The 25,323-nt window shown below is 70.2% G+C and carries 19 protein-coding genes; 8 read left to right on the forward strand and 11 right to left on the reverse strand.

The features are described 5' to 3' along the window. Positions 1-129: 129 nt before the first annotated feature. The 7 genes from AB0M83_RS43415 to AB0M83_RS43445 all read right to left on the reverse strand — a co-directional run bounded on the left by AB0M83_RS43415 (position 130) and on the right by AB0M83_RS43445 (position 10,490). The gene (locus AB0M83_RS43415; RefSeq protein ID WP_364526924.1) at positions 130-1,566 is read right to left on the reverse strand and encodes an arabinofuranosidase catalytic domain-containing protein; all 1,437 of its coding nucleotides are present in this window, start codon (positions 1,564-1,566) and stop codon (positions 130-132) included. Between the two features lie 85 nt (positions 1,567-1,651). Continuing rightward, a complete protein-coding gene (locus AB0M83_RS43420) occupies positions 1,652-2,671 on the reverse strand; it encodes a LacI family DNA-binding transcriptional regulator (RefSeq protein WP_364526893.1) in 1,020 nt (339 codons plus the stop codon). A gap of 67 nt (positions 2,672-2,738) precedes the next feature. Beyond that, a complete protein-coding gene (locus AB0M83_RS43425) occupies positions 2,739-4,103 on the reverse strand; it encodes an RICIN domain-containing protein (protein ID WP_364526895.1) in 1,365 nt (454 codons plus the stop codon). A gap of 17 nt (positions 4,104-4,120) precedes the next feature. Further along, positions 4,121-5,446 (reverse strand): PHB depolymerase family esterase, encoded by a 1,326-nt coding sequence (locus tag AB0M83_RS43430; RefSeq protein ID WP_364526897.1) that lies wholly within the window; start codon positions 5,444-5,446, stop codon positions 4,121-4,123. Next, positions 5,443-8,304, reverse strand: a complete 2,862-nt coding sequence (locus AB0M83_RS43435) for a PQQ-dependent sugar dehydrogenase (RefSeq protein ID WP_364526899.1) — start codon at positions 8,302-8,304, stop codon at positions 5,443-5,445. The genes AB0M83_RS43430 and AB0M83_RS43435 overlap by 4 nt, the downstream gene beginning before the upstream one ends. 32 nt (positions 8,305-8,336) lie before the next feature. Then, positions 8,337-9,446, reverse strand: coding sequence for a ThuA domain-containing protein (locus tag AB0M83_RS43440; protein WP_364526926.1), 1,110 nt, complete (start codon positions 9,444-9,446; stop codon positions 8,337-8,339). 300 nt (positions 9,447-9,746) lie between these two features. Next, positions 9,747-10,490, reverse strand: coding sequence for an FCD domain-containing protein (locus AB0M83_RS43445; RefSeq protein WP_364526901.1), 744 nt, complete (start codon positions 10,488-10,490; stop codon positions 9,747-9,749). A 260-nt stretch (positions 10,491-10,750) separates the two neighbouring features. Here AB0M83_RS43445 and AB0M83_RS43450 point away from each other — a divergent pair, with 260 nt between their 5' ends. From AB0M83_RS43450 to AB0M83_RS43465, 4 genes are all read left to right on the forward strand, one after another. Next, positions 10,751-13,120, forward strand: a complete 2,370-nt coding sequence (locus tag AB0M83_RS43450) for an RICIN domain-containing protein (RefSeq protein WP_364526903.1) — start codon at positions 10,751-10,753, stop codon at positions 13,118-13,120. Positions 13,121-13,136: 16 nt separating this feature from the next. Further along, positions 13,137-14,219 carry an RICIN domain-containing protein gene (locus AB0M83_RS43455; protein WP_364526905.1) on the forward strand — a complete coding sequence of 361 codons (1,083 nt, stop codon included), beginning with the start codon at positions 13,137-13,139 and terminating at the stop codon, positions 14,217-14,219. Between the two features lie 11 nt (positions 14,220-14,230). Continuing rightward, the gene (locus AB0M83_RS43460; RefSeq protein WP_364526907.1) at positions 14,231-14,794 is read left to right on the forward strand and encodes a DJ-1/PfpI family protein; all 564 of its coding nucleotides are present in this window, start codon (positions 14,231-14,233) and stop codon (positions 14,792-14,794) included. A 135-nt stretch (positions 14,795-14,929) separates the two neighbouring features. After that, on the forward strand, positions 14,930-15,637 hold the full coding sequence (locus AB0M83_RS43465; protein ID WP_364526909.1) for a FadR/GntR family transcriptional regulator: 708 nt from the start codon (positions 14,930-14,932) through the stop codon (positions 15,635-15,637). A gap of 4 nt (positions 15,638-15,641) precedes the next feature. Here the strand turns inward: AB0M83_RS43465 and AB0M83_RS43470 are convergent, their stop codons facing one another. Genes AB0M83_RS43470 through AB0M83_RS43485 form a run of 4 tightly spaced genes read right to left on the reverse strand, consistent with a single transcriptional unit; the run spans position 15,642 to position 20,594 of the window. Continuing rightward, positions 15,642-16,667 carry an ABC transporter permease gene (locus AB0M83_RS43470; RefSeq protein WP_364526911.1) on the reverse strand — a complete coding sequence of 342 codons (1,026 nt, stop codon included), beginning with the start codon at positions 16,665-16,667 and terminating at the stop codon, positions 15,642-15,644. Further along, the gene (locus tag AB0M83_RS43475; RefSeq protein ID WP_364526913.1) at positions 16,660-18,159 is read right to left on the reverse strand and encodes a sugar ABC transporter ATP-binding protein; all 1,500 of its coding nucleotides are present in this window, start codon (positions 18,157-18,159) and stop codon (positions 16,660-16,662) included. The genes AB0M83_RS43470 and AB0M83_RS43475 overlap by 8 nt, the downstream gene beginning before the upstream one ends. Positions 18,160-18,187: 28 nt before the next feature. Next, positions 18,188-19,234 carry a sugar ABC transporter substrate-binding protein gene (locus AB0M83_RS43480; protein ID WP_364526915.1) on the reverse strand — a complete coding sequence of 349 codons (1,047 nt, stop codon included), beginning with the start codon at positions 19,232-19,234 and terminating at the stop codon, positions 18,188-18,190. Positions 19,235-19,280: 46 nt separating this feature from the next. Beyond that, positions 19,281-20,594 (reverse strand): enolase C-terminal domain-like protein, encoded by a 1,314-nt coding sequence (locus tag AB0M83_RS43485; RefSeq protein WP_364526916.1) that lies wholly within the window; start codon positions 20,592-20,594, stop codon positions 19,281-19,283. A gap of 176 nt (positions 20,595-20,770) precedes the next feature. Between AB0M83_RS43485 and AB0M83_RS43490 the strand changes: the two genes are divergently transcribed. The 4 genes from AB0M83_RS43490 to AB0M83_RS43505 all read left to right on the forward strand — a co-directional run bounded on the left by AB0M83_RS43490 (position 20,771) and on the right by AB0M83_RS43505 (position 25,258). Next, on the forward strand, positions 20,771-21,868 hold the full coding sequence (locus AB0M83_RS43490; protein ID WP_364526917.1) for a sugar ABC transporter substrate-binding protein: 1,098 nt from the start codon (positions 20,771-20,773) through the stop codon (positions 21,866-21,868). A gap of 9 nt (positions 21,869-21,877) precedes the next feature. Then, positions 21,878-22,852, forward strand: coding sequence for an ABC transporter permease (locus AB0M83_RS43495; RefSeq protein ID WP_364526918.1), 975 nt, complete (start codon positions 21,878-21,880; stop codon positions 22,850-22,852). Next, complete coding sequence (locus tag AB0M83_RS43500) at positions 22,849-23,604, forward strand: ATP-binding cassette domain-containing protein (RefSeq protein WP_364526920.1); 756 nt, start codon at positions 22,849-22,851, stop codon at positions 23,602-23,604. The genes AB0M83_RS43495 and AB0M83_RS43500 overlap by 4 nt, the downstream gene beginning before the upstream one ends. Positions 23,605-23,824: 220 nt before the next feature. Next, positions 23,825-25,258 (forward strand): non-reducing end alpha-L-arabinofuranosidase family hydrolase, encoded by a 1,434-nt coding sequence (locus tag AB0M83_RS43505; protein WP_364526922.1) that lies wholly within the window; start codon positions 23,825-23,827, stop codon positions 25,256-25,258. The last annotated feature ends 65 nt before the right edge of the window (positions 25,259-25,323 follow it).

Below are 25,323 nucleotides of genomic sequence, written 5' to 3' on the forward strand. Positions count from 1 at the left end.
ACCTCACCGACGGGTTCCTGGACGTGCGGCACGACCGCGACGTCCGCGAGTCCGGGGTAGGCGGCCAGCACGTCTCGCACGTCCTGGATCGCAGTGCTCGGGCGTTCGGTTCTCCCCGGCAATACAGCCTCAGCGGTACCCGGCGGCCACGATATTGGCCTGCACCGCGTTCTCCGTCGCATCAGACGGATATCCCGCGACCATCGCCCCTTCGTAGAACGTCCCCGCGCTCAGGTTCGCGCCGCCGCCGGGCTTGCAGCAGTCGCCGCCGCTGCCCAGGACGATCGCGCCCTGCTTCTTCATCGGGCTGTAGCCGCTCGGGAGGGCGCCGTCCCACAGGGTTGTCAAGCTGCCGGACTGGGCGTCGCTGCCCTTGATCGCGAAGCGGGACGTTCCGTTGTTCTTCAGGACCGCCGTCACGAACTTGCTGCCGAACGCCCGCTGGTTCGGGTTCCACGTCTGGCTGCCGCCGGGGTAGAGCCCCCACTCCAGGTCCGCCTGCACCCACGGGCCGGTGCCGGAGCACCCGCCGAACCAGCACTGCTTGCCGAAGTTGATGGCGTCCATGGCGCCGGCCGCGTCGGCCTTGCGGGTCGTCTCGCTGTTGCCGTAGTCGAAGCAGCAGCCGCTGTTGACGTGCGTTCCGCTGGTCACCATGTACATGCCCTCGGGTGCGCTGCCGGTCGGCACGCCGGTCAGGTGACCGTCGCGCCAGTAGCTGTTGCCCGGGTTGATGTACAGCGAATACGCCTTCCGGTTGCCGACCGTGAGCGACTCCGTGGTCGCCTTGGCGGGACTGCTCTGGCTGGACCCCGGGACCACGCTCGATCCCTGGTACCACAGGTCGTTCCCGCGCCCGGACTGGTCGTAGACCACCGTGATGACGCAGGAAGTCCCGGAACAGAACGCATCCTGGACCCCGGCGTCGGCCGCACCGCCCGCCGCCACGGCGCCGACGTTCCGCGTCGTGTTGTCGGACGCGCGCCGGACCTGGTACAGGTTTCCGCTGTAGGCACCGTAGAGCGCGCGGACCGTGCTGTGCGCGGCGATGCACGGCGTGCCGCCGGATGCGTAGATGTCGCACGGGCCCGCGCCGGTGGGCGGCTGAGCCCCGGTGCTCCACCGCTGGTTGCTCTGGCCGTGGCACGTCCAGAGGATGACCGCGGTGCCGTTGGCCGTGCCGGCGCCGTTCACGTCCAGGCACAGCCCCGACTGCACCCCGGTGATCGACCCGTCGGAGTTCTGCCGCCACTGCTGGTTCGCCCCGCCGGTGCAGGACCAGATGATCACCGCTGTGCCGGGCGCCGTCTGGTTGCCGGTGGCGTCCACGCACCGCGTCCCGCTCAGCGCACGCAGCTCGCCGGCGGAGGTGAACTCGAAGGCCTGGCTCGCCTGGCCGGAACAGTCCCGGATCTCCAGCGCCGTTCCCGGAGTGTCGGCGCCGCCTGTGACGTTCAGGCACCGTCCCGAAGCCGCGCTCGTGAGGGATGTCGGCGCCGCGGACGCCGGTGCCGCGCCGGCCAGCGCGGCCGCCAGCATCGCGGCCAGCACCAGGACGGCGCGCACCGGTTTGGCTCGAGTGGTCACGAATCCTCCTTCGAGCGCCGCGGATCTCCCCGCGAGCGCGTTGTTAGCGCTAACATCAAGAGGTTCACGCCGTCGCGCGCAACACCAGCTTGGTGTCCAGCACGGCACAGCGCGGCGCGGACGAGCCGCCGAGCATCGCGAGCAGCTCCCCCGTCATCCGGGCGCCCATCTCTTCGATCGGCTGGCGCACGGTGGTGAGCGGCGGATCCGTCCGGCGGCCGATCGGCAGGTCGTCGAACCCGATGACGGCGACGTCCCCGGGCACTCGCCGCCCCGCGCGGTGCAGGGCCCGCATCGCGCCGACCGCCATCATGTCGGAGGCGGCGAAGATGGCGTCGACCTGCGGGCGGCGGTCCAGCAGACGCGCGGTGGCGTGTTCCCCGGAGGCCTGGCCGAAGTCGCCGAACACCACCAGCCCGCGGTCGCCGCGCCCGGCGCCGGCGACCGCCTGCCGGTAGCCGAGCAGCCGGTCCACCCCGGCGGTCATGTCCTGCGGCCCGGCGATCGTCGCCACGGTGCGCCGGCCCGCGTCGATGAGGCGCTGGGTGGCCCGCTGCGCGCCACCCCGGTTGTCCACGTCGACGTAGGACGAGCGGCCCCCTTCGCGGACCGGGCGGCCGCCGAACACCACCGGGATGCCGAGCCAGTCCAGGTCGAGCGGGCGGCGGCCGTGCATGCCGACGACGAGAGCGCCGTCGACGTGCCCGCCGTCGAGGTACCGCACCACCGGGGCCTGGTAGTTCTCCGTCGCGGGCACGGTGAGCAAAACGAGCTGCAGGCCCGCCTCGGTCAGCTCCTTTCCGGCACCGGCGGAGATCCGCGCGAAGTAGGGATCGGCGAACAGCCGGAGCACCTCTTCGCACACGACCAGCGCCACCGAGCCGGTGCGCCCGGCCGTCGCCCGCGCGGCTCTCTGCCGGGCGTAACCCAGAGCCGACATCGCCGACTCCACCTGCTTGCGCGTTTTCGGCCGGACCCGCGGAAAGCCGTTGAGCACGCGGGACGCGGTGGCGGTGGACACCCCGGCCGCCCGCGCGACATCGGCCAGGGTCGGACGGAGCTGGGGCAACTCGACGGACGACACGTTCGCTCTCCCAAGACGTCTTTGTCTCTGCAGGGCTCACTGGAGCTTACCGCCGGGTAACGGGCGTTCAGGCGCGTTGGACCCGGAATCTTTGGTTGGCGCCCCCGGTGGCGGTCCACTGGGAAATCCGTGCGCCGTCGGCGGTCGAGGCGCCCCACACGTCCATGGACAGGCCGCTCAGCCGGTTGACCAGGCCGACGACGCCGCCGCCCAGATCGGTCACCCGCCACTGCTGGGAAGTGGCGCCGGAGTCCGGTTGCTGGCTGATGTCCGCGCCGGTGGCGGAACCGGCCACCTGGAGCACCAGGCCGCTGTGGCGGGCCCGGACGCGGTAGTAGCCGTCGCCGGAGTCGAGGAAGTCGAACTGCTGGTTCTGCCCGCCGGTGGCGGGCCACTGCTGCAGCAGGGCGCCGGCCGCGGTGGAGACGCCGCTGACGTCCAGGAGCTTGCCGCTGTGCTCGGCGACGAGGGTGTAGTTCACGCCGACCTGCACGGGCGAGCCGGCCGGCGGGGTGGACGAGTCGAACTGGGTGATGAACTTCCACACCTCGCCGGACGTCCAGGTCTGCCAGCCGCTGCAGGTGCACCCGTCGCGCGGGCCCGGGTCGTGGCCGCCGTCGAACGCGGCCCAGACCACCGGGTAGCCGGTCCGGCAGCCGGAGTAGGCGGTGACGATGTGGGTGTGGCTGCCGCTCGAGGGCTCCGGCGGGTTCTGCGCGGCGCAGCCGTTGTTGCGGACGAACTGGTCGCGCAGCGACCGTCCGGACGCGATGGGCAGGACGTTGTCGCCGATGCCGTGCATCCCGATGTAGGCGACGGGCTGGGTGCCGCCGCTGCACCCGCTGAGGTTCGCGCCGGAGTAGACGGCGACCGCGCGGAAGACCGTCGGCCGCGCGCAGGCGAGCGCGTAGCTCATCGCACCGCCGTAACTGAAGCCGCCCGCGAAGACCTGCGAGGTGTCGACGCACAGGGCAGACTCGAGCTGCCGCAGCAGGTCGTCGATGAACGTGACGTCCTGGCCGCCGGGGTTGGCCCAGCCGTTGCCGTTGCCCTGGGGCGCCACGAAGATCGTGTTGTTGCCCGCGCTGTCCGCCAGCCGCCGGAGCCCGTAGTAGGACCAGTTGTAGCCGTCGGTCCCGCCCGAGTCGACGTCGTTGGCCGTGCCGCCGCGCCAGTGCAGCCCGACGAACAGCCGGTACGGGTGGGTGTTGTCGTAGTTCGCCGGGACCCGCAGGAGGTAGCTGCGGTTCTGGCCGCCGCTGGAGATCGTGTGGCTGCCGCTCGCCAGGCCGGGAGCCTGCCCGCAGCCCGCGGTCCCGGCCGCGGCCGCCGACGTCGACGCCTCACCGGGCACCGCGGCTTCGGCGGTCCCGCCCGCGGCCAGCAGCGCGCCGATCGCGACGGATGTGAACAGCCGTCTGAACTTTCCCATCATGCGGTTCCCTCCGGTCAGTTCCGGGTCCATTGCTGGGTGGTGGCGTGGGTGCAGGTCCCGAGCCGGACGGCGGTGCCGTTCGCGGTCGACCCCGCGAGCTCCAGGCAGAGTCCCGACTGGGTCGAGGTGATGGTGCCGTCAGAGCCCGCCCGCCACTTCTGGTTGGCTCCGCCGTGGCAGGCCCAGATGATCGCGGCCGTGCCCGGGGCGGTGCTACCGCCCTCGGCATCGAGACAACGCAAAGTGCCACCGGAGTAGACGGTCAGCTCGCCGGCGGCGGTCGCCGTCCACGTCTGGTTCGTGCCGCCGTGGCAGTCCCAGACCTGCAGCCGGGTGCCCTGGGTGGTCGACTGGCCCGGCACGTCGAGACACCGGCCCGCGGCCACCGACCGCACCGGAGCACCGGTGCTCGTCCCGCCACCGCCGTCGAGGCCCAGGAACGAGATCGCGTACGCGATCATCCCGGCCTGCGGCAGCGTGTGGCCGGTCCCCGCGATCGTGATGCCCTCGACGGCCGCCTGGCTACCGGTGCCGCCGTAGCGGTTCCGGGTCCACGACGACTGCGGGTGGTCGGTGGCCGACGGCGTCTGGCTCAGCCCGCGCAGGGCCGTCCACTGCTTGATCTCCTCGCCGTAGTTCGGATACGCCAGGGTGGTGTCCTGGTTCCCGTGCCACAGCTGCATCCGGGGGTAGGCGCCGGAGTAACCGGGGTACATCGCGTGCGCCTGATCGGCCCACTGCTGCGCGGACTTGACGACGTTCCCGCCCGCGCACTGGCTGTTCCACAGCGAACCGTCGGTGGTCGCGAAGCACCCCGCGGGCACACCCGAAAACGCCGATCCGGCGGAAAACACGTCCGGGTACTGCGCGGCCAGGACGTTCGTCATCATCGCGCCCGAAGAGAACCCGCTGACCACGATCCGGCCCGGATCGACGTCGTAGTGCTGGCGGGTCCAGGCCACCATCGCCATGATGCCGGTGGTGTCGCTGCCGCCGTCGCGGGTCAGGCCCGCTTTGGTGGAGACGTCGAAGCAGTGCCCGTCCCGGGTCGCCTCGGGGACGACGACGAGGTAGCCGTAGCGGTCCGCCGCCGTCGCGTAGTCGTGCCCGTTGCCGTTGAAGATCGCGCTCGCCGAGCCGCCGCAGTAGTGCACCAGCACGAGCAGGGCCGGCTTGGGCGCCACGGCGTCCGGCACGTACAGGTACATGCCGAGGTTGGTCGGGTTGGCGCCGAAGCCGGTGACGCGGGTCAGCGCGGCGGCCCCGGCCGGGCCGGCCGTCACGAACAGCCCGGTGACGGCCAGCGGCAGCAGGAGGAGGAACGCGAGCAGCCGTTTCACCGCAGGCTCCACTGCTGGTTGGCCTGGCCGCCGCAGGACCAGAGGATGACCTTCGTGCCGTTGGCCGTGCCCTGGGCGTTCGCGTCCACGCACAGCCCCGACTGGACGCCGGTGATCGTGCCGTTGCTGTTGACGTTCCACTGCTGGTTCACCTGGTTGTGGCAGTCCCAGATGATCACCTGGGTGCCGTTGGCCGTGCCCTGCCCGGACGCGTCCAGGCACTTGTTCCCGTAGACCATCAGCTGCTTGCCGCTGGTGTAGGTCCACTGCTGGTTCGTGGCCTGGCTGGTGCAGTCCCGCAGCTGCACCTGGGTCCCGTTGGCCGTCGAGGAGTTCGGGACCTCCACGCAGCGACCGGACGGGGTCCCCACGATCTGCTTGCCCGTCGGTGTGGTGCCGGGCTGGCCGACGCCGGCGCCGGTGAAGTGGATCCAGTTGACGTTGAACAGGAAGGCCGCGCCGGTCTGGCCGGAAGGATTCCGCGCCACGAAGTACAGCTTCCCGGTGCCGGCCGGCGGGCTCGTCAGGTTGACCGCGAAGTCCTGCCAGGTCTGCCAGCCGCCGGTGCCGGTGATCGGCACCGAGGTGACCAGGGCGCCGTCCGGCGCGTTGCGGCGCACTTCCAGGGTGCCGCCGGAGCCGCCCGAGGACGCCCGGACGTGCAGGCCGGTGATGTTGTCGAGGGCGATCGGGTCGAAGGACCACCAGTCGCCGTCCTGGACGAACGCCGCGCTGTCGCCGCCGCCCATCGGGTCGGTGGCGGCTTCCACGGTGACGCCCGCGGTGTCGGTGCCCTTCCCGTCGGCGGTGCGGCCGGTGGCGGTGAAGAACTCGGCCTGCTTCATCTTCGGCTGCAGGATCACCTGCGACCGGCCGGTGATCGGGCCGGCTCCCCCGGCGCCGCCCTTGTCGGTGTAGGACGCTTCGACGACGTAGAAGATGTTGTCGTTTTCGCTGTGTCCCGTCGAAAGCGTGGTCTGCACCTCGGCGGTGCAGCCGTGGTACTGGTCGAGCGGGTGCCCGTGCTCGTCGTGGCCGAGGTAGGCCTGGACGGTCACCTGGGAGCAGTCGACCGTCCCGTCCTCGGGATCGCTGACCGTGACGGCGAAGTTCACCTTGTCGCCCCACTCGAACAGGCCGCCGGTCGGTGGGCTGGTGATGGTGACCGTCGGGGCCGTGTTGCCCGCGGTGACGGCGATGCTCGCGGTGCCGGTGGCCCCGGCCGCGTTCGTCACGGTGAGCACGGCGGTGTAGTTGCCGGCGGCGTAGGTGTGACTCGGGTTCGCGGCGGTGGACGTGGTGCCGTCCCCGAAGTTCCAGCTGTACCGCAGCGTGGACCCGCCCGGGTCGGTCGAGCCGGCGCTGGAGAAGGCCACCGTGAGCGGGGCGGGCCCGCTGGTGCGGTCCGCGGCGGCCTTCGCGACCGGGGCGGCCGAGCCGCCGCCGAGGTAGTCGACCCGGACGATCGAGGCGTCGCTGTTGCCGCCGCCGTACCCGGTGCCCCACTCGACGACGTAGAGCGCGCCGTCCGGGCCGAACTTGAAGTCCATCGGCCGGTTGAACTTGAGCGACGGCAGCAGCGGGTCGATCGAGGTGACGTTCGTGCCGCCGCTGTCGAGCTGGAAGGTGTACATCGAGCTGGTGTTCCACTCGGCGAAGACCGCGCGGCCGTCGAAGTCCACCGGCCACTTGCGGGTGGAGGCGAGGTTCGGGTCGAACCGGTAGACCGGCCCGGCCATCGGTGCCCCGCCGGACAGCTGCGGGAAGTGCGCCGAGTCGGCCTGGTAGTGGTAGTACACCTGGGCCGGGATGGCCGGCGGAAGCTTGGTCAGGCCGGTGTTGTTCGGTGAGCTGTTGGTGGGCCCGCCGGCGCAGTCGAACTTCGCGCCGGAGGCACCGGTGGCGAAGTTGTACTGGTTGTAGGCCAGGTTCGGGCCGACGCAGAACGGCCAGCCGGCGTTGCCGGGCCTGCTGACGACGTCCCACTCCACGGTGTTCTGCGGGCCGCGGGTCGAGCTGGCGTTCGGCGCGTCCGGGCCGTAGTTGGCGACCAGGGGGTAGCCGGTCTTCGGGTCGAGGCCCATCCGGAACGGGTTGCGCTCCCCCATCGTGTAGATCTCGGGACGCGTGTTCGCCGTGCCGGGCGCGAAGAGGTTGCCCGAGGGGATCGTGTACGTGCCGTTGGTTTCCGGGTGGATCCGCAGCACCTTGCCGGACAGGCTGTTGGTGTTGCCCGCGGTGCGCTCGGCGTCCCAGTACGCGCGCCCGGACCGCTGGTCGAGCGGGCTGTAGCCGTCGGAGGCGAACGGGTTCGTGTTGTCCCCCAGCGACAACCAGAGGTTGCCGTTCTTCTTGTCGATGACCAGGCCCGCGCCGTGGTGGCAGCATTCGGCGCGCTGCACCGGCACGTCCAGGACGACCTTCTCGGTCGACTGGTCGATCGTGTCGCCGTTCACGGTGAACCGGCTCAGCCGGTCGACGTTGCCGGCGTTGTTCGGCGAGTAGTAGACGTACACCCACTGGTTGGTCGCGAACCCCGGGTCGACCGCGATGTTGAGCCCGCCGGACTCGTTGGCCGTGAAGACGTTCAGATGCGTCGCGAGGACCGTCGTGCCGTTGGGTCTGACGACCTTCACGTCCCCGAGCCGGTCGATGTAGAAGACCCGGCCGTCCGGGGCCACGTCGAGCGCCATCGGGTTGGACGTCTCGGTGTGCAGCGTGACCTTCTGGAACTTCGAGTCCGGCGGCAGCGCCGCAGCGGCCGGACTCACGGGGGCCGTGAGCACCGGGATCAGGGCGGCGGCCAGGACCCCGGCCACCGCCAGCGCGCCGCGGCGCAGCGCGGAAAATCCGGACATGACGGGTCTCCTCGAGGCAGACGGGTGGCGATTCAGCGGAGGCTCCACTGCTGGTTGGCCTGCCCACCACAGGACCACAGGATGATCTTCGTGCCGTTGGCCGTGCCGCGGCCGGAGGCGTCCACGCAGAGGTTCGACTGGACGCCGGTAATCGTGTTCGCGCTAACATTCCACTGCTGGTTGGGTTGCCCGGTGCAGTCCCAGATGATCACCGGGGTTCCGTTGGCCGTGCCGCGACCGGAGGCGTCCAGGCACTTGTTGCCGTACACCGTCAGCTGCTTGCCCGCGGTGTAGGTCCACGTCTGGTTCGCCTGGCCCGCCACGCAGTCGCGCAGCTGCACCTGCGTCCCGTTCGCCGTCGAGGCGTTCGGCACCTCCACGCACCGGCCCGACTGCGTGCCCACCACCTGCTTGCCCGAGGGCGGCGGCGTGGTGGTGACCGAGCAGTCGGCGGGCACCGCCCCGGCCGCGGTGCGGATCCCGCCCAGCAGCAGGTGCAGGAAGTTCGGTTCGCTGAAACTTTCGTTGGTGTGACCCATGCCGGTGTACCAGGAACGGCCGCCGTCGAAGTCGTGGCACCACGTGGTCGGGTGGTCCGCGCCCATCGTGGCGCCGGAGTAGCTGGATTCGTCCACAGTGGTCAGCACGTGGACGGAAGACCGCGGATTGGTCCGGAAGTCGTACCACTCGTCGTAGTGGGAGTATTGCGCCGGCAGGCCCTGCGTGGACGGGTGGACCCGGTCTTCGACCTTGACCAGGGCGTTCTGCTGCGCGGGGTGCTGCTTGAAGTAGGCGCCGACGAGCTGGCCGTACCAGGCCCAGTCGTACCCGCTGTCGGACGCGGCGTGGACGCCGGCGAACCCGCCGCCGTGCTCGATGTACCGCCGGAAGGCGTCCTTCCCGGCCTGCGTGCCGACCGGGTCGCCGGTCGTGGAGAGGAAGACCACGGCGGCGTACGGGGCCAGGCCGGCATCGGTGAACACCGCGTCGTCTTCGGTGGCGTCGACCGCGAAGTCGTTCTGCTGCCCCAGTTGCCGGATCGCGGCGATCCCGGCGGGGATGGAGTCGTGGCGGAAGCCGGTGGTCTTGGAGAACACCAGGACCTTGAAGGCCGCCGCGGGCGCGGCGGGAGCTGCGGACACGGGTGCCGCGAACCCCAGGACCACGGCGGCGACCAGGACAACCGCGCGGAGAGTACGGGACAGCGTCGTCACGGGTACTCCTTCTTCAGGAGTGGAAAGGAGTGCGCGGGATGCGCGCTCCGAAATCGCTCGGTTACCGAACCTGAAGCCAAGATAAGAGTGCGCGGCGGCAAAGGTCAATGCGCGGTGAAACTTACTCACCCGCAACGGATCCCGTCCGTCTCACGATCACGGCGTCCACAATGGAATGAGCACAGGACTGCGCACCCGAAGCCGGGCCCCGGGTACGCACTCCTGCGCTCACTGCTCGAAGAGCCGCCGCTGGATCTCCCGCCGGTAGTCCTCCAGGGTGTTGTCGAGGTGGACGGCGGCCGCCCGGGCCGCCTCCTCCGGTTCGCCGTCCCGGATCGCCCGGTAGATCGCGTCGTGCTCTTCGATCGCACCCGCGGCGTGGCCGCCGACCGCGCCGGACATCCCGATGATGTTCGTCTGGCGTTGCAGGCGGCGGGCTTCGCGCACGGCCGCGACGAGGAACTGGTTGTGGGACGCGGCGGCGATGCGGAGGTGGAAGTCGTCGTCGCCGCGGTCGAACAGCGCGCTCTGGCCGGTCAGGTGACCGTGGCGGCAGGTCTCGGCGGCGGTCTCGATCGCGCGCAGCTCGACCGGGGTGGCGTTCGCGGCCGCCAGCCGGCTGGCGGCGGTCTCCTGGACCCGGCGGAACTCGAAGAGCATGTAGACGTGGTCGAGGTCGGCGGGCAGGAAGAAGCCTCCCCAGCGGGAAGCGCCGAGCATGCCCTCGTCGTCGGAGACATACAGCCCACGTCCCTTGTGCGCTCGTACTCGGCCGATCGCCGAGAGGATCTTGACGGCCTCCCGCACCACGGTCCGGCTGGTTCCCATCCGCGCCGCCAGCTCGACCTCGGTCGGCATCCGGTCGCCGGGCCGCAGGTCCAGCTCGGCGATCAGGTGCAGGATCTGCTCGGCCACCACTTCGTAGCCGGGCCGGTACGGGGCAGGCGGTGCGGTTTCCTCGTTGCGAGTCACCCGATGAGTATGACTCAGTGGGCGCCGGCCAGTGACTGTATCCCGCACCCCGCGGGCACGGTCAACACCCGCGGCACCCGGAATGAAACTTACATGCGTTGTCGCAGGTGAAATCGTCGAACGACGTCGATGCGTCCGTTCGTCTCTTGACGCCGACGCGACCTTGACCTCGTATGAGTCGTACACATCCTTCCCGGGCCCACCCGATCCATTGTGGACCCCCAGGTGCCCGATGACCCGTCCCCGGAGAGGGAGCCGCCATGCCGCCGCGCACCGGATCCGTCGCCGCCGCGCTCGTCACCGCCCTCGTGGTGACCGCGCTCGCCGCGCCGCCCGCCCACGCCGCGACCGTCACCATCGCCGTGGCGCCCACCGGCGACGACGCCAACCCGGGCACCCCCGAGCAGCCCGTCGCCACTCCGGCGAAGGCGCAGCAGCTGGCCCGCGCCCAATCTGCCGCCAACGACGTGGTCGTGCAGCTCGCCGGCGGCACCTACCGGCTCTCCGCCCCGCTGACGTTCACCAGCGCCGACTCCGGGCAGAACGGCCACACCGTCACCTGGCAGGCCGCGGCCGGCCAGACGCCGATCCTGTCCGGCGGCTCCCAGGTCACCGGCTGGACGGTGCAGGACGCGGGCCAGAACATCTGGGCGGCGTCCGTGCCGCAGGGCGCCGACTCGCGCCAGCTGTTCGTGGACGGGGCGCTGGCGCCGCGCGCGTCGATCCCGATTTCGCGCAATGACGTGCAAATCACGACGTCCGGTATGACGATCGTCAACTCCGCGCTGAACTACCTGGCGACGCTGCCGCAGCAGAACCGGATCGAGGTGGAGAGCCAGAACTCCTTCACCGACCGGTACTCCCCCGTCGACCACGTCAGCGGCACGTCGATCGTCATGCAGCAACCCGCGTGGAACAACAACAACTGGGGCTACGACACCCTCGCCAAGCCTTTCGGCGGCGGCCAGCTGTTCCTGGAGAACTCGTACTCGTTCCTCAAGAACACCGGCCAGTGGTACCTCGACCCGCAGGCCGGGAAGCTCTACTACAAGGCACCGAGCGGCTGGGTGCCCGGCAGCCACGACGTCGAGCTGCCGCGGCTTACGTCGCTGCTGCGGATCAGCGGCAGCTACGACAACCCGGTGCGCGGCCTCACCTTCAGCGGCCTGCACTTCGAGCACACGACCTGGCTCACGCCGGGCACGTCGGTGGGCTACGCCAACCAGCAGAGCGGCACGTTCCTCCCGGCCGCGGCGACCATGCCGGGCGACTTCCTGAGCTCGTGCCAGTCGGGCTGCCCCCTGTTCGAGGGCGCGCGCAACAACTGGGCGCAGGCGCCGGCCGCCGTCCAGGTCTCGGCCGCCACCGGGATCACGTTCAGCGGCAACACCTTCACCCACCTCGGGCAGGTGGCGCTGGGCATCGGCAACGACGCGAACGCGCACGCGTCCGGGGTCGGCCTCGGGGCGTCGTCGATCACCGTGGACCGCAACACCTTCGCCGAGGACTCCGGCGCGGGCATCGTCGTCGGCGGGGTGCGGCCGGACGCCCACCACCCGTCGAACGCGGCGATGACCAACCGCGACATCACGCTGTCGAACAACACGGTGAACCGGGTCGCCCTGGACTACCGGGAAATGGCCGGCATCCTGTCGACCTACGTGACGCACGCCGTGATCACGCACAACGACGTCGCCAACCTGACCTACGACGGCATCGACGTCGGCTGGGGCTGGGGCGCGAACGACCCGGGCGGCAGCCAGGACTACCGCAACCGCGGCCTGTACAACTACCAGCCGGTCTACACCACACCGACGACGTTGCGGGACACCGTCGTCAGCTACAACCGGGTGCACGGCACGAAGAAGCTCATGCACGACGGCGGCAGCCTCTACAACCTCTCCGCCAACCCGGGCAGCTCCATCGACCACAACCACGTGTACGACAACAACCGCACGGTCGGCCTGTACCTGGACGAAGGCTCCCGTTACGTTTCCCTGTCGGCCAACGTGATCCAGGACTCCGGGGTCTGGGCCTTCACCAACGCGAGCGGCAGCAACAACACCAACGACAGCACCTTCAGCGGGAACTGGTACAACGGCGGCGCGACCAACGTGGCCACCGGCTCGCCGCACAACAACGTCCTGAGCGGCAACGTCCAGGTGAGCGGCACCAACTGGCCCACGGGCGCCCAGCAGGTCATCGCCGCCGCGGGCCCGGGCGGCACCGGGTCGGCGGCGAGCCCGGTGCGTGCGGCCGGCGCGGGCAAGTGCCTCGACGTCAACGGCGTCAGCACCACTCCGGGCGCCCAGGTGCAGATCTGGGACTGCACCGGCGGCGGCAACCAGTCCTGGACCCGCACCACCGCGGGAGAACTGACCGTCTACAGCGGTGACAGCACCCGGTGCCTGGACGCGTCCGGGCAGGGCACGACGCCGGGCACCAAAGTCGTCATCTGGACCTGCAACGGCGGCGCCAACCAGCGCTGGCAGGTCAGCTCGGCCGGCACCGTCACCGGCGTCCAATCCGGACTGTGCCTCGAGGTGACCGGCAGCGGCACGGCCAACGGCACCGCCGTCCGATTGTGGACGTGCACCGGGCAAGCCAACCAGAAGTGGACCTTCGGCTGATCGATCGAGGAGAACCATGAGAATCCGGCTCATCGCGGCCGCGGCGGCCCTGTTCCTGAGCGCGTTCCTCCCGGGCACCCCGGCGGCCGCCGACTCGAACGGCGGCGTGCGGGTCATGCCGCTGGGCGACTCCATCACCGAAGGCACGCAAGTCCCCGGCGGGTACCGGATCGGGCTGTGGCAACGCCTGAGCGCGGGCGGCTACCAGGTCGACTTCACCGGCTCGCAGTACAACGGTCCCGCTTCCCTCGGCGACCACGACCACGAAGGCCATCCGGGCTGGCGGATCGACCAGATCGACGCGAACATCGTGACGTGGCTGCGGAACACCGGCTCGCACACGGTCCTGCTGCACATCGGCACCAACGACGTCCTGCAGAACTACGACGTCGGCCGCGCGCCCGCCCGGCTGTCCGCGCTGATCGACCACATCACCGCGACGGCGCCGGACGCCGAGGTCTTCGTCGCGACGATCATCCCGATCGCCAACTCCGGGCAGGAGTCCGCCGCCCGCACGTTCAACGCCGCCATCCCGGGGATCGTGCAGAGCAACCGGAACGCCGGGAAGCACGTGCACCTGGTGGACATGCACGCCGCGCTGACCACCGGCGACCTGATCGACGGCGTCCACCCCACGGCCGGCGGGTACGACAAGATGGCCGCCACCTGGTTCGGCGCGCTGCAGTCCGTGCCCGGCAGCATCGGCACGCCGGGGACGTCCACGGCGCGGCAGATCGTCGGCACGCAGTCGGGCCGGTGCGCCGACGCCGCGAGCGCGGCCAACGGCACCCAGGTGCGGCTGCAGAACTGCGGCGGGCAGGCCGGCCAGGCGTGGACGCGGGCGGGCCAGACGCTGACCGTCGGCGGCACCAAGTGCCTCGACGCCTCCGGCCACGGCACGGCCAACGGCACCCCGGTGATCGTCTGGGACTGCCACGGCCAGGCCAACCAGCAGTGGGCGGTCAGCGCGAACGGGACGATCACCGGCGTCCAGTCGGGTCTGTGCCTCGACGCGTCCGGGCAGGGCACCGCCAACGGCACCCAGCTGATCCTGTGGGCCTGCGGCGGACAGGCGAACCAGCAGTGGACGCTGCGCTAGAAAGGGACGACATGGCCCGGGTGCTGATCCTGACCGGCGACGCCGCCGAGGAGCTCGACTCGATGTACCCGATCTTCCGCCTGCGCGAAGGCGGCCACGAGGCGGTGGTGGCCGCCCCCACGACGCGTCCGGTGCACCTGGTGGTGCACGACTTCGAACCCGGGTGGGACGCCTACACGGAGAAACCGGGGCACCTGCTGCCGGTCGACCTGGCGTTCGCCGACGTGGACCCGGCCGGGTTCGACGCGCTCGTGATCCCCGGCGGACGGGCGCCGGAGTACCTGCGGACCGACCCGGAAGTCGCCCGGATCGTCCCGCACTTCTTCGAGCGCGAGCTGCCGGTCGGCACGATCTGCCACGGCGCCCAGGTGCCGGCGGCACTGGGTCTCCTGCGCGGCCGCACCACGGCCGCGTTCCCCCCGCTGAAGACGGACGTGGAGCAGGCGGGCGCCACGTTCGCCGACGCACCCGACGTCGTCGACGGCGCGATGGTGTCCTGCCGCGGCTGGCCCGACCTGCCCGAGTGGTCCCGCGCCTTCCTGCGGGTGCTGGAGAAGACGAACCCGACCCCGTGACGCGGACCACTGAACATCACATGTCTCGGCCGCCCGTAAGCCCCAATTCGTCGAAATAGGCGATCAACGGAGGCATTCCTCGGGATTCATCATATGACTGATAGGATCCTCGGCAATCGATGCCCGAGGAGCACCATGGCGAGGTCCCTGACCGACGAAGCGATCGACCGGATCCGGGAGTTCGTCCGGTCCGGGCGGTTCCCCGCCGGTGCCAAGCTGCCTCCCGAGCACGAGCTGGCCACCGAACTGGGCATTTCCCGCAGCCCCACGCGGGAAGCCGTGAAAGCGCTGGCGCTCGCCCGGGTCCTCGAGGTCCGCCGCGGTGACGGCACCTACGTCACGAGCCTCGCCCCCAGCCTCCTGTTGGAAGGCCTGGGCAACGCCGTGGCGCTCATGCGGGGCGGCACCGTGCTGGAGCTGACCGAGGTGCGCCGGCTCCTGGAACCCGCCGCCACCGGGCTCGCCGCGACCCGCATCACCGACACCCAGCTCGCCACCGTCGCCGGCCTGCTCGACGCGATGCAGGAGGCGGTCGAGGACGTCGAACGGCTCACCGTGCTCGACGCCGCCTTCCACCGCGCGGTCGTCACCGCGTCGGGGAACGAAACCCTGACGGCGCTGCTGGACGGCATCTCCTCGCGGACGCTGCGGGCGAGGATCTGGCGCGGCACCGTCGACCGGGGGGTCACCCACGTGACCTTGGACCAGCACAAGGCGATCTACGACGCGCTGGCCGGCCGCGACCCCGCCGTGGCCACCGCGGCCGCGCTGCTGCACGTGGACACCTCCGAACGCTGGCTGCGCGCCCACCTGGCCGACTTCCCGAACCTCGAAGACGGGTAGCGCCTCAGGTCTGCCGCTTGCCGCTGGTGATCCGGGACATCACCAAGGCGACCAGGATGATCGTGCCGTTGAGCGCCCCGATCCACTGCGCGGGCACCCCGGCCAGCGTGAGCACGTTCTGGATCATGTACAGCAGCAGGATGCCGGTGAAGGCACCGAACAGCGTGCCGCGGCCGCCGTTCAGGCTGACGCCGCCGATCACCGCCGCGGCGAAGACGGTGAAGATGTAGCCGTTGCCCTGCGCCGCCGCCACGGACGCGAGCCGGCCCGAGAGCAGCAGCCCGCCGAGCGCGGCCAGCACGCTCGCTCCGATCAGCACGATCCACACGATGCGGTCGGTCCGGATACCGGCGGCCTTCGCCGCGTCTTCGTTGCCGCCGATCGCGTAGAGGCTGCGGCCGAACCGCGTGTGGCCGAGCAGGACGACGCCGGCGGCGAACAGGAGCACGCAGATCCAGATGGAGGCCGGGATCCCGGCCCACAGCGTGGTGCCGAGGTAGAGCATCGATTCGGGCATGCCGAAGAACGTCTGGCCGCCGGAGATCCCGGTCAGCAGGCCCCGCAGCACGATCAGCATGCCGAGGGTGACGACGAACCCGCTCAGCCCGAACCGGACGATCAGCAGGGCGTTGAGCGCCCCGACCAGCACGCCGACCACGAGCACCACGGGCACCGCGGCCCACGACGGGAGCAGGCCGAGGGAATGGCCGCCGCCGATCGTCAGCCAGGCCGCGACGCCCGGGGCCAGGCCGAACGTGGACTCCAGCGAGAGATCCATCTTGCCGACGACCAGCACCAGTGTCTGGGCGAGCACCAGCAGGGCGATCTCCGACATGGTCTGCAGGATGTTGAGCACGTTGTCGTACTGGAGGAACACGGGGTTGACCAGCTGGCCGACCACGGCGATCGCGAGGATCCCGGGGACCAGGGCGAAATCACGCAGGCGGGCGAAGGCGATGCGCCGCGGCGGGCGCGCGGCACCGGGCTCGGCCTGCTCCTCGGCGCGCAGCACGGTGGGGCTTTCAGGCATCGAGGTCGACTCCTTCCATGGCGGCCACGACTTCGCGGTCCGGCCGGCCGGCGGGTAGTTCGGCGGTGAGCCGTCCGTGGACCATGACGAGCACGCGGTCGCAGAGGCGCAGGTCGTCCAGCTCGTCGGAGGCGATCAGCACCGCGGTGCCCGCGGCGGCGGCTTCGGCCACCTTGCCGAGGAGGAACTCCTTCGACCGCACGTCCACCCCCGCGGTCGGGGTGATCAGCACGAGCACCCGGGGATCCCCGGCGAGCGCACGGGCCATGACGACCTTCTGCTGGTTGCCACCGGAGAGCGCCGACACCGGCAGCTGGGGGCCGGGTGTCTTCACCGCCAGCCGGGTGATCATCGTCCCGGCCAGCCGGTCGCGCAGCGCCGCCCGGACGAAGATGCCCGGGCCGAGCCGGTCCATGACGGACAGCGTGGTGTTGTCCGCGATCGACATCTCCGGCACGAGTCCCTGGTGGTGGCGGTCTTCGGGGACGAAGCCGATCCCGGCGGCGAGTGCCGCCGGGACGTCGCCGGGGCGAGGGCGGTGGCCGCCGACGAGGATGGTTCCCGAACTCGCCCGCCGGAGCCCGGTCAGCGTCTCGGCGACCTCGGTCTTGCCACTGCCGCCGGCCCCGGCCAGGCCCACGATCTCCCCCGGCGCGACGGCGAAGGAGACGTCCTCGTAGCTCGGGGCGAGGCTCAGCTCACGCACTTGCAGCGCCGGCGGCACTTCGAGCCGGGTCGACGAAGCGCGTTCTTCGGCGACGACGGCGTTCTCGCCGGTCATCGCCGCGACGAGGTCGGCCTTCGGCAGCTCCGCGACCGGCGCGGTCAGGACGTGCCGGGCGTCGCGGTAGACCGTGACCGTGTCGCAGATTTCGTAGACCTCCTGCAGGTGGTGGCTGATGAAGAGGAACGTCACGCCTTGCCGTTGCAGGTCGGCGACGTGACCGAACAGCCGGGTGATGGCGCCGCCGTCCAGCTGAGCGGTCGGCTCGTCGAGGATGACGAACCGGGCGCCGAAGGACAGTGCCCGCGCGATCTCGACGAACTGCCGCTGCTCGACGCCGAGCTCGCCCGCGGGCCGGCGGACGTCGACGTCGACCGACCAGCGTTCGAGCAGCCGGGTGGCTTCGCGGCGCACGGCGGACCAGCGGACGAACCCGCCGCGGGTCTCCTGCCGGTTCAGGAACAGGTTCTCCGCCACCGAAAGGTCGGGGATGATCGTCGAGCGCTGGTACACGCAGGCCACCAGCGACCGCCACCTGTCCCGATCGGACAGTCCCGGCGCCGGCTCCCCGTTCACCAGCACGGAACCGGAATCCGGCTCGGTCAGTCCGGTGAGGACGGACACGAGCGTCGACTTCCCGGCGCCGTTGCGGCCGACGAGCGCGCGCGTCTGTCCCGGCAGGACGGTGAGGTCGGCGTGATCCAGCGCGACGGTGGCGCCGTAGCGCTTGACCACCTGCCGCGCTTCGACGACCGGCACGGTACTCATGTCCACCTCCTCTCCGAACCGGACGGGGTCAGCTCTGGGCGTTGCCCCACAGGGACTTGTCGTCGACCTTGACACTCGCGACCGGGCCGAAGGAGGCGCCGTCCGCGGTGACCAGCGGCGCGGCCAGCTGGTCCTCCATCAAGCCGTCGCGGACCGCCACGATGGTGCTGTCGTGGTCGGTCTTGCCCGGCGCCGGGACCTTGCCGGCGATCGCGTCCTTGACGTACTGCAGCGCGTACTTGGCGAACAGGTCGGCGGGCTGGGACACGGTCGCGTCCATCTCCCCCGCCCGGATCTTGCCGAGCTCCTCGGGGATGCCGTCGTTGGACACGATGAACACGTGCTTCGGGTCGGCCGCCGGCACGAGCAGGTTCCGTTGCTTCAGCAGCTGCAGCGTCCCCGACAGGGCGAAGCTGGACTGCATGTAGACACCCTTGATGTCCGGGTTCGCGGTCAGCCGGGTCTGCAGCTTCTGGGCGGCGGTGTTGGCGTCCCAGTTCGTGGCTTCGCCGAAGACCGTGATCCCGGGGAAGTTCTGCTTCATGCAGTCGTTGAAGGCTTCGGTGCGGTCCCGCCCGTTGATCGACGCGAGGTCGCCCTGCAGCATCACGACCTTCCCCTGGCCGCCGAGCTTCGTGCCGAGGAACCGGCACGCCTTTTCGCCGTAGGCGCGGTTGTCCGCCCGCACGACCATGTAGACGTTGCCCTGGTCGGGGCGGGTGTCGACGGACACGACCGGGATCTTCTTCCCGGCCAGCTGCTGCAGGGTCGGGATGATCGCCGCGGTGTCCTGCGGCGCCATCACGACCCCTTTGACGCCCTGGCTGATCATCGTCTGCACGTTGGCGGTCAGGGTGGCGACGTCGTTCTGCGAGTTCGTGGTCTTGAGCTCGAGGCCGAGCTGGCCGGCCAGCTGGGGCACGTACTTGATGTAGGCGTTCCAGAAGTCGGTGTCGGAGCGCGGGTAGTCGACGCCGACGACGGTTCCCCCGGAGGCGGCGGTGCCCCCGCCGCTGCAGCCGGCGAGCAGGCCGGCGGCGGCGACGGCGGCCGTGCACAGGTAGCGGATCTTCATGACCTCTCCTCGTTGACAGGCTGCGAAAGGATTCGCGGGCGGATGGTCACGCGACCACCACGGTTTCTTCGCGCCAGGCCGGACCGTCGGGGTACCGGTAGCGCGCCACGGACTCGGTGTGCAGGCGGGCGCCGAGGCCGGGCCGGTCCGGCGCCAGGTACCTGCCCCGCTCGACCCGCACCGGGTCGACGAAGTGCTCGTGCAGGTGGTCCACGTACTCGATGACCCGGTCGTGGCGGGTGCCGCTCACCGCGACGAAGTCGAACATCGCCAGGTGCTGCACCATTTCGCAGAGCCCGACCCCGCCGGCGTGCGGGCACACCGGCACGCCGAACTTCGCGGCCAGCAAAAGGATCGCGATGTTCTCGGTGACGCCGGCGACCCGGCTCGCGTCGAGCTGGAGGATGTCGATCGCCTCCGCCTGCAGGAGCTGCTTGAACATCACCGTGTTGTGCGTGTGCTCCCCGGTGGCCACCTTGATCGGCGCCACCGCCCGGCGGATCGCGGCGTGGCCGAGCACGTCGTCGGGCGAGGTCGGCTCCTCGATCCAGTACGGGTCGAACTCCGCCAGCGGCCGCAGCCAGGCGATGGCCTGGCCGACACCCCATGCCTGGTTGGCGTCGATGGCGATCCGCACGTCCGGGCCGACGACCTCGCGCGCCAGCCGCAGCCGCCGGACGTCCTCGTCGAGGTCGGCCCCGACCTTGAGCTTGATCTGGGTGAACCCGTCGGCGACCGCCTCCGCCGCGAGCGCCGCCAGCTTCTCCGGCGAATAGCCGAGCCAGCCGGGAGTGGTGGTGTAGGCGGGATAGCCCGACGTGAGCAGCTCGGCCTGCCGAGCCGCGCGGCCCGGTTCGGCTCGCCGGAGGATGTCCAGCGCTTCGTCCCGGGTAAGCGCTTCCTGGAGGTACCGGAAGTCGATCAGGTCGACCAGTTCCGCCGGCGGCAGTTCGGCGAGCAGCCGCCAGACCGGCTTGCCTTCGCGGCGCGCCCGCAGGTCCCACACGGCGTTGACGATCGCCGCCGCGGCCATGTGGATCGCGCCCTTGTCGGGGCCCAGCCACCGGAGCTGGCTGTCGCCGGTCAGCCGGCGCGAAAAGCCGCCGAGATCGGCGAGGGCGTCGTCCACCGGCATGCCCGCGACCAGGGGCACCAGCGCCCGGACGGCGGCGACCTGCACGTCGTTGCCGCGCCCGACGGTGAATGCGAGGCCGTACCCCTCGTCCCCCGCGCTCGTGCGGATGGTGACGTACGCGGCGGAATAGTCGGGTTCCGGGTTCATCGCGTCGGACCCGTCCAGGCTCAGCGAAGTCGGGAAACGCACGTCCACGGCTTCGATCGCGCTGATCACCTCGGGCAAGGTCGCCACCTCTCACGCGAACACAAGGGACAGACAACATACGTATAGGTACGCCTCGACCCTCAACTTGTCCAGAAGTCCGGCGATCTCCCGACGAGAGCTGGTCGAGACATCATACGTCTGCTACGGTCTACGGCAGTTCCGCTCCGGTCCACTGAGACGAACGCGGGGACACCATGACGGCTGAGACCGGCTCCACTTCCCGAAGAACCGCACTGAAGTACCTGGGCATGGGTGGCGGGACGGTGGCCGCGAGCGCCCTGCTCGCGGCGTGCACCGGCGTCCAGGAAGCCCAGAACGGCGGCAAGTCCGGGCCGTTCCCGAGCACCCCGCAGTGGCGGTTCGTGTTCGTCAACCACGTCACCACGAACTCCTTCTTCGTCCCGACCCGAAGCGGGCTCGCCGACGCCGCCGCATTGCTCGGCGTGCCCGAGCCTCAGTGGACCGGCTCGGAGAACGGCAACGTCGCGCAGATGGCGAGTGCCATGGAAACCGCGATCACCGGCAAGGCCGACGGGATCGCGGTCGCGCTGACCGACGACAATGCGTTCGTCGACCTCACCAAACGCGCGCTGGGCGCGGGTATCCCGGTGATCGCGTACAACGCGAGCGCCGCCGGCAACTACCCGCTCGCCTACGTCGGCCAGGACCTGTACCTGTCCGGGTTCCGGATGGGGCAGCGCATCGCGCAGAAGGTCACCTCCGGCGACATCCTGGTCGGCATCTCCCAGCCCGGCGGCAACAACGTCCAGCCGCGGCTGGACGGCATCACCGACGCGCTCAAGCAGGCCGCACCCGGCGTGCGCGTCCAGTCGGTGAACACCGGGGCCGAGCAGGCCGGGGAGCTCAACGCGATGACCGCCGCGTACACCGGGAACACTGCGGCCAAAGGGATTTACGCGGTCGACGCCGGCAGCACCGCCGCGTGCGCGAAGCTGATCGCCGACCGCAAGCTGTCGGGCAAGCTCGGCAGCGGCGGGTTCGACCTGCTCGACGACACGGTCACCGGGGTGAAGGACGGCGCGCTCGACTTCACCATCGACCAGTCCCCTTACCTGCAGGGCTTCCTGTCGGTGCTCTACCTCTACCTGTTCCGGCTGTCCGGGACGCTGGTCGCGCCGCCGGTCACCGACACCGGGCTCACGTTCGTCACCAAGGAGAACGTCGGCCCGTACGCGACGGCCCGCAGCCGGTTCGAAGGCGGCGACAACAAGGACGTGCTCGCGATGCCGGGCTCGATCCCCCTGCCGCCGCCGTCGGTGCTGAGCCGGTAGGCGCCGGCGATGCCGTCGAAACCGGCGCTGCTCGGCGTGATGCAGGTCAAGGAACTGAGCATCCTGCTGGTCACGATCGCCGCGGGGATCTACTTCACGGTGACGAGCGGGGCGTTCAACTCCCTGGACAACTACCAGACGATCGCCCAGTACGTGGCACCGTGGTCGATCATCGCCGCGGGGCAGGTGATGCTGCTGATCTGCGGCGAGATCGACCTCTCCGCCGGCTTCGTGTTCACCCTCGCCCCGTTCACGATGATGCAGTTCTTCGTCAACGGGTGGCCGCTGTGGCTCGCGCTGCTCGGCGCGGTCGCGGTGAGCACGCTGGTCGGCGTGGCGAACGGGCTGATCCGGACCGTGCTGGGGATCCCGTCGTTCATCACCACGCTGGGCATGGCTTTCCTGTTGCAGGGCCTGGTGCTGATCATTTCGAACGCCCGCCCGGTCGGCACGCCGAAGGACAGCGGGGTGCTCGAGGTGTTCGGCGGGGCGCGCTGGACCGAGTTCCTGTGGGCCCTCGGCGTGGTCGTCGTCATGCAGGTGGTGCTTTCGGCGACCCGGTTCGGCATCCACACCCAGGCCACCGGCGGGAACCCGGTCGGTGCCGCGGAGTCCGGCATCCCGGTCAACCGGGTGAAGGTGGTCAACTTCGCGATCACCAGCACCCTGGCCGGGCTCGCCGGCATCCTGCAGGGCACGCGGGTCGGCTCGTACGACCCGACCAACGGCGGGTTCACCACGATGTTCTTCGCGGTGGCGGCGGCCGTGATCGGCGGTACGGCGCTGCTCGGCGGATCCGGCACGGTGGTCGGCGCGTTCCTCGGCGCACTGCTGCTGGGCATCGTGTTCGACGGGTTCAACCTGACCGGCGTCAGCGCGAACGCGTTCAACGTCGTGCTCGGCGCCGCCATCCTCGGCGCCATGGTGCTGAACGTGACGCTGATCGTGGTGCGCAAGCGCGTCGGATCCCGGGAGCGGACATGAGCGAAGAGATCATCCGGGTCGAGGGCATCAGCAAGAAGTTCGGCCCCGTGACCGCGCTCGCCGACATCACCCTGCACGTGCGGCGGGGCGAGATCCTCGGGCTCATCGGGGACAACGGCGCCGGCAAGTCGACGCTGATCAAGATCCTGACCGGCTACCACCAGCCGGACGGCGGAAGCATCGAGTTCGAGGGCGAACCGACCACGCTGAAGTCCGTGGTGCACGCGAGGTCGCTGGGCATCGAGACGGTGTTCCAGGACCTGGCGATGATCAACGACCTGCCGGTGTACCTGAACCTGCACCTGAACCGCGAGCTGACCCACCGCCCGCTGCCGTTCCTGCGACGCCGTGAGATGAAGCGCCGCGCACGCGAGGCATTGGACTCGATCGGCATCAGCATCCCCTCGGTGACCGCCGAAGTGGGCATGCTCTCCGGCGGCCAGCGGCAAGCGATCGCGGTGGCCCGGTCGGTGTACTCGAAGGCGAAGCTGCTGCTGCTCGACGAGCCGCTCGCCGCGATGGGTGCCAAGGAAAGCACGGTGATCCTGCGCCTGCTGCGGGAACTGAAGCAGCGCGGCGACATCGCGATCATCCTCATCGCGCACAACTACGGGCAGGTGATGGACGTCTGCGACCGGGTCAACCTGTTGCAGCACGGCGAGATCACCTTCGACCGGAGATCCTCGGACACCTCGGTGACCGAGCTCCTCGAGCTGGTGCACGCGGAATACCGGCTCGAGAGCGGACACTAGGCGCGTCCGCGTTCGTGTAACTTTCACGGCCCGGCTCCCGTCGTGAATCCGGGACCGTAGCCGTGAGGTGCCAAGACCACCCGGCGCGGTGTCCCCGCACCCTGGCGCCCGGGCGCATCGATTGACAACCCTCCGCCCGGAAGTCCAGGCTGGCGCGACCCATGTTAGCGATAACAGTCGGCTCGGAAGCGGGCCTGAAGCAGGCTGGGAAAAGGTTGTCATGAAAAGAGGAACCATCAGATCCCTGATCGGCGTGCTCGCCGCCGCGACGACGGTGGTGGCGGGGGTGACGCTCGGGACCCCCACGGCCCTGGCCGACGTCACCGGCGCCCTGCACGGCGTCGGATCGGGCCGGTGCCTGGACGTGGCGAACGCCAGCCAGGCCGACGGTGCCGCCCTGCAGATCTACGACTGCTCGGGCGGCGCGGGCCAGCAGTGGACGCTGACCGACGCGGGCCTGCTGACGGTGTTCGGCGGCAAGTGCCTGGACGTGCCCGGCAGCGCGACCACCGCCGGTACCCGGGTGCAGACCTGGACGTGTCACGGCGGAGCCAACCAGCAGTGGCGGGTGAACTCCGACGGCACCATCGTCGGGGTGCAGTCCGGGCTCTGCCTGGACGTCACCGGGGCCGGCACGGCCAACGGCACCGCCGTGGCGATCTGGACGTGCAACGGCGGCAGCAACCAGAAGTGGACGGGCCTGTCGGGCACCACCCCGACGACCACCACCACGACCGGCGGAGGCAGCGGCTGCTCCCTTCCCTCGTCCTACCGCTGGTCGTCGACGGGGGTGCTGGCGCAGCCGAAGAACGGCTGGGTCTCCCTCAAGGACTTCACCAACGTCGTCTACAACGGCAAGCACCTCGTCTACGCCTCGAACGTCGCGGGATCGTCGTACGGCTCGATGGCCTTCACCCCCTTCACGAACTGGTCCGACATGGCTTCGGCCGGCCAGAACGGGATGAACCAGGGCACGGTGGCGCCCACGCTGTTCTACTTCGCGCCGAAGAACATCTGGGTGCTGGCGTACCAGTGGGGTGCCTGGCCGTTCATCTACCGCACCTCGAGCGACCCCACCAACCCCAACGGCTGGTCCTCGCCGCAGCCGCTGTTCACCGGCAGCATCTCCGGCTCCGGCACCGGCCCGATCGACCAGACCCTGATCGCCGACGGCTCGAACATGTACCTGTTCTTCGCCGGCGACAACGGGAAGATCTACCGGGCCAGCATGCCGATCGGGAACTTCCCGGGCAGCTTCGGCTCGAACTACACGACGATCATGAGCGACACGCAGGCCAACCTCTTCGAAGCCGTCGAGGTCTACAAGGTGCAGGGCCAGAACCAGTACCTGATGATCGTCGAGGCGATGGGCGCGAACGGGCGCTACTTCCGGTCGTTCACCTCCAGCAGCCTGAGCGGTTCGTGGACGCCGCAGGCCGCCAGCGAAAGCAACCCCTTCGCCGGCAAGGCCAACAGCGGCGCCTCCTGGACCAACGACATCAGCCACGGTGACCTGGTCCGCACCAACCCCGACCAGACCAAGACCATCGATCCGTGCAACCTGCAGTTCCTCTACCAGGGCAAGAACCCCAGCGCGAGCGGACCGTACGACCAGCTGCCGTGGCGGCCGGGAGTGCTGACGCTGCAGCGTTAGTGCCTTGCCTCTGAGCGCTTGTCGACAGCGCCCCAATGTGGCCTTCGGTGCGTCAGACGCACCGA

The organism is Amycolatopsis sp. NPDC051106 (genome assembly GCF_040682775.1).
Classification (GTDB): Bacteria; Actinomycetota; Actinomycetes; order Mycobacteriales; family Pseudonocardiaceae; genus Amycolatopsis.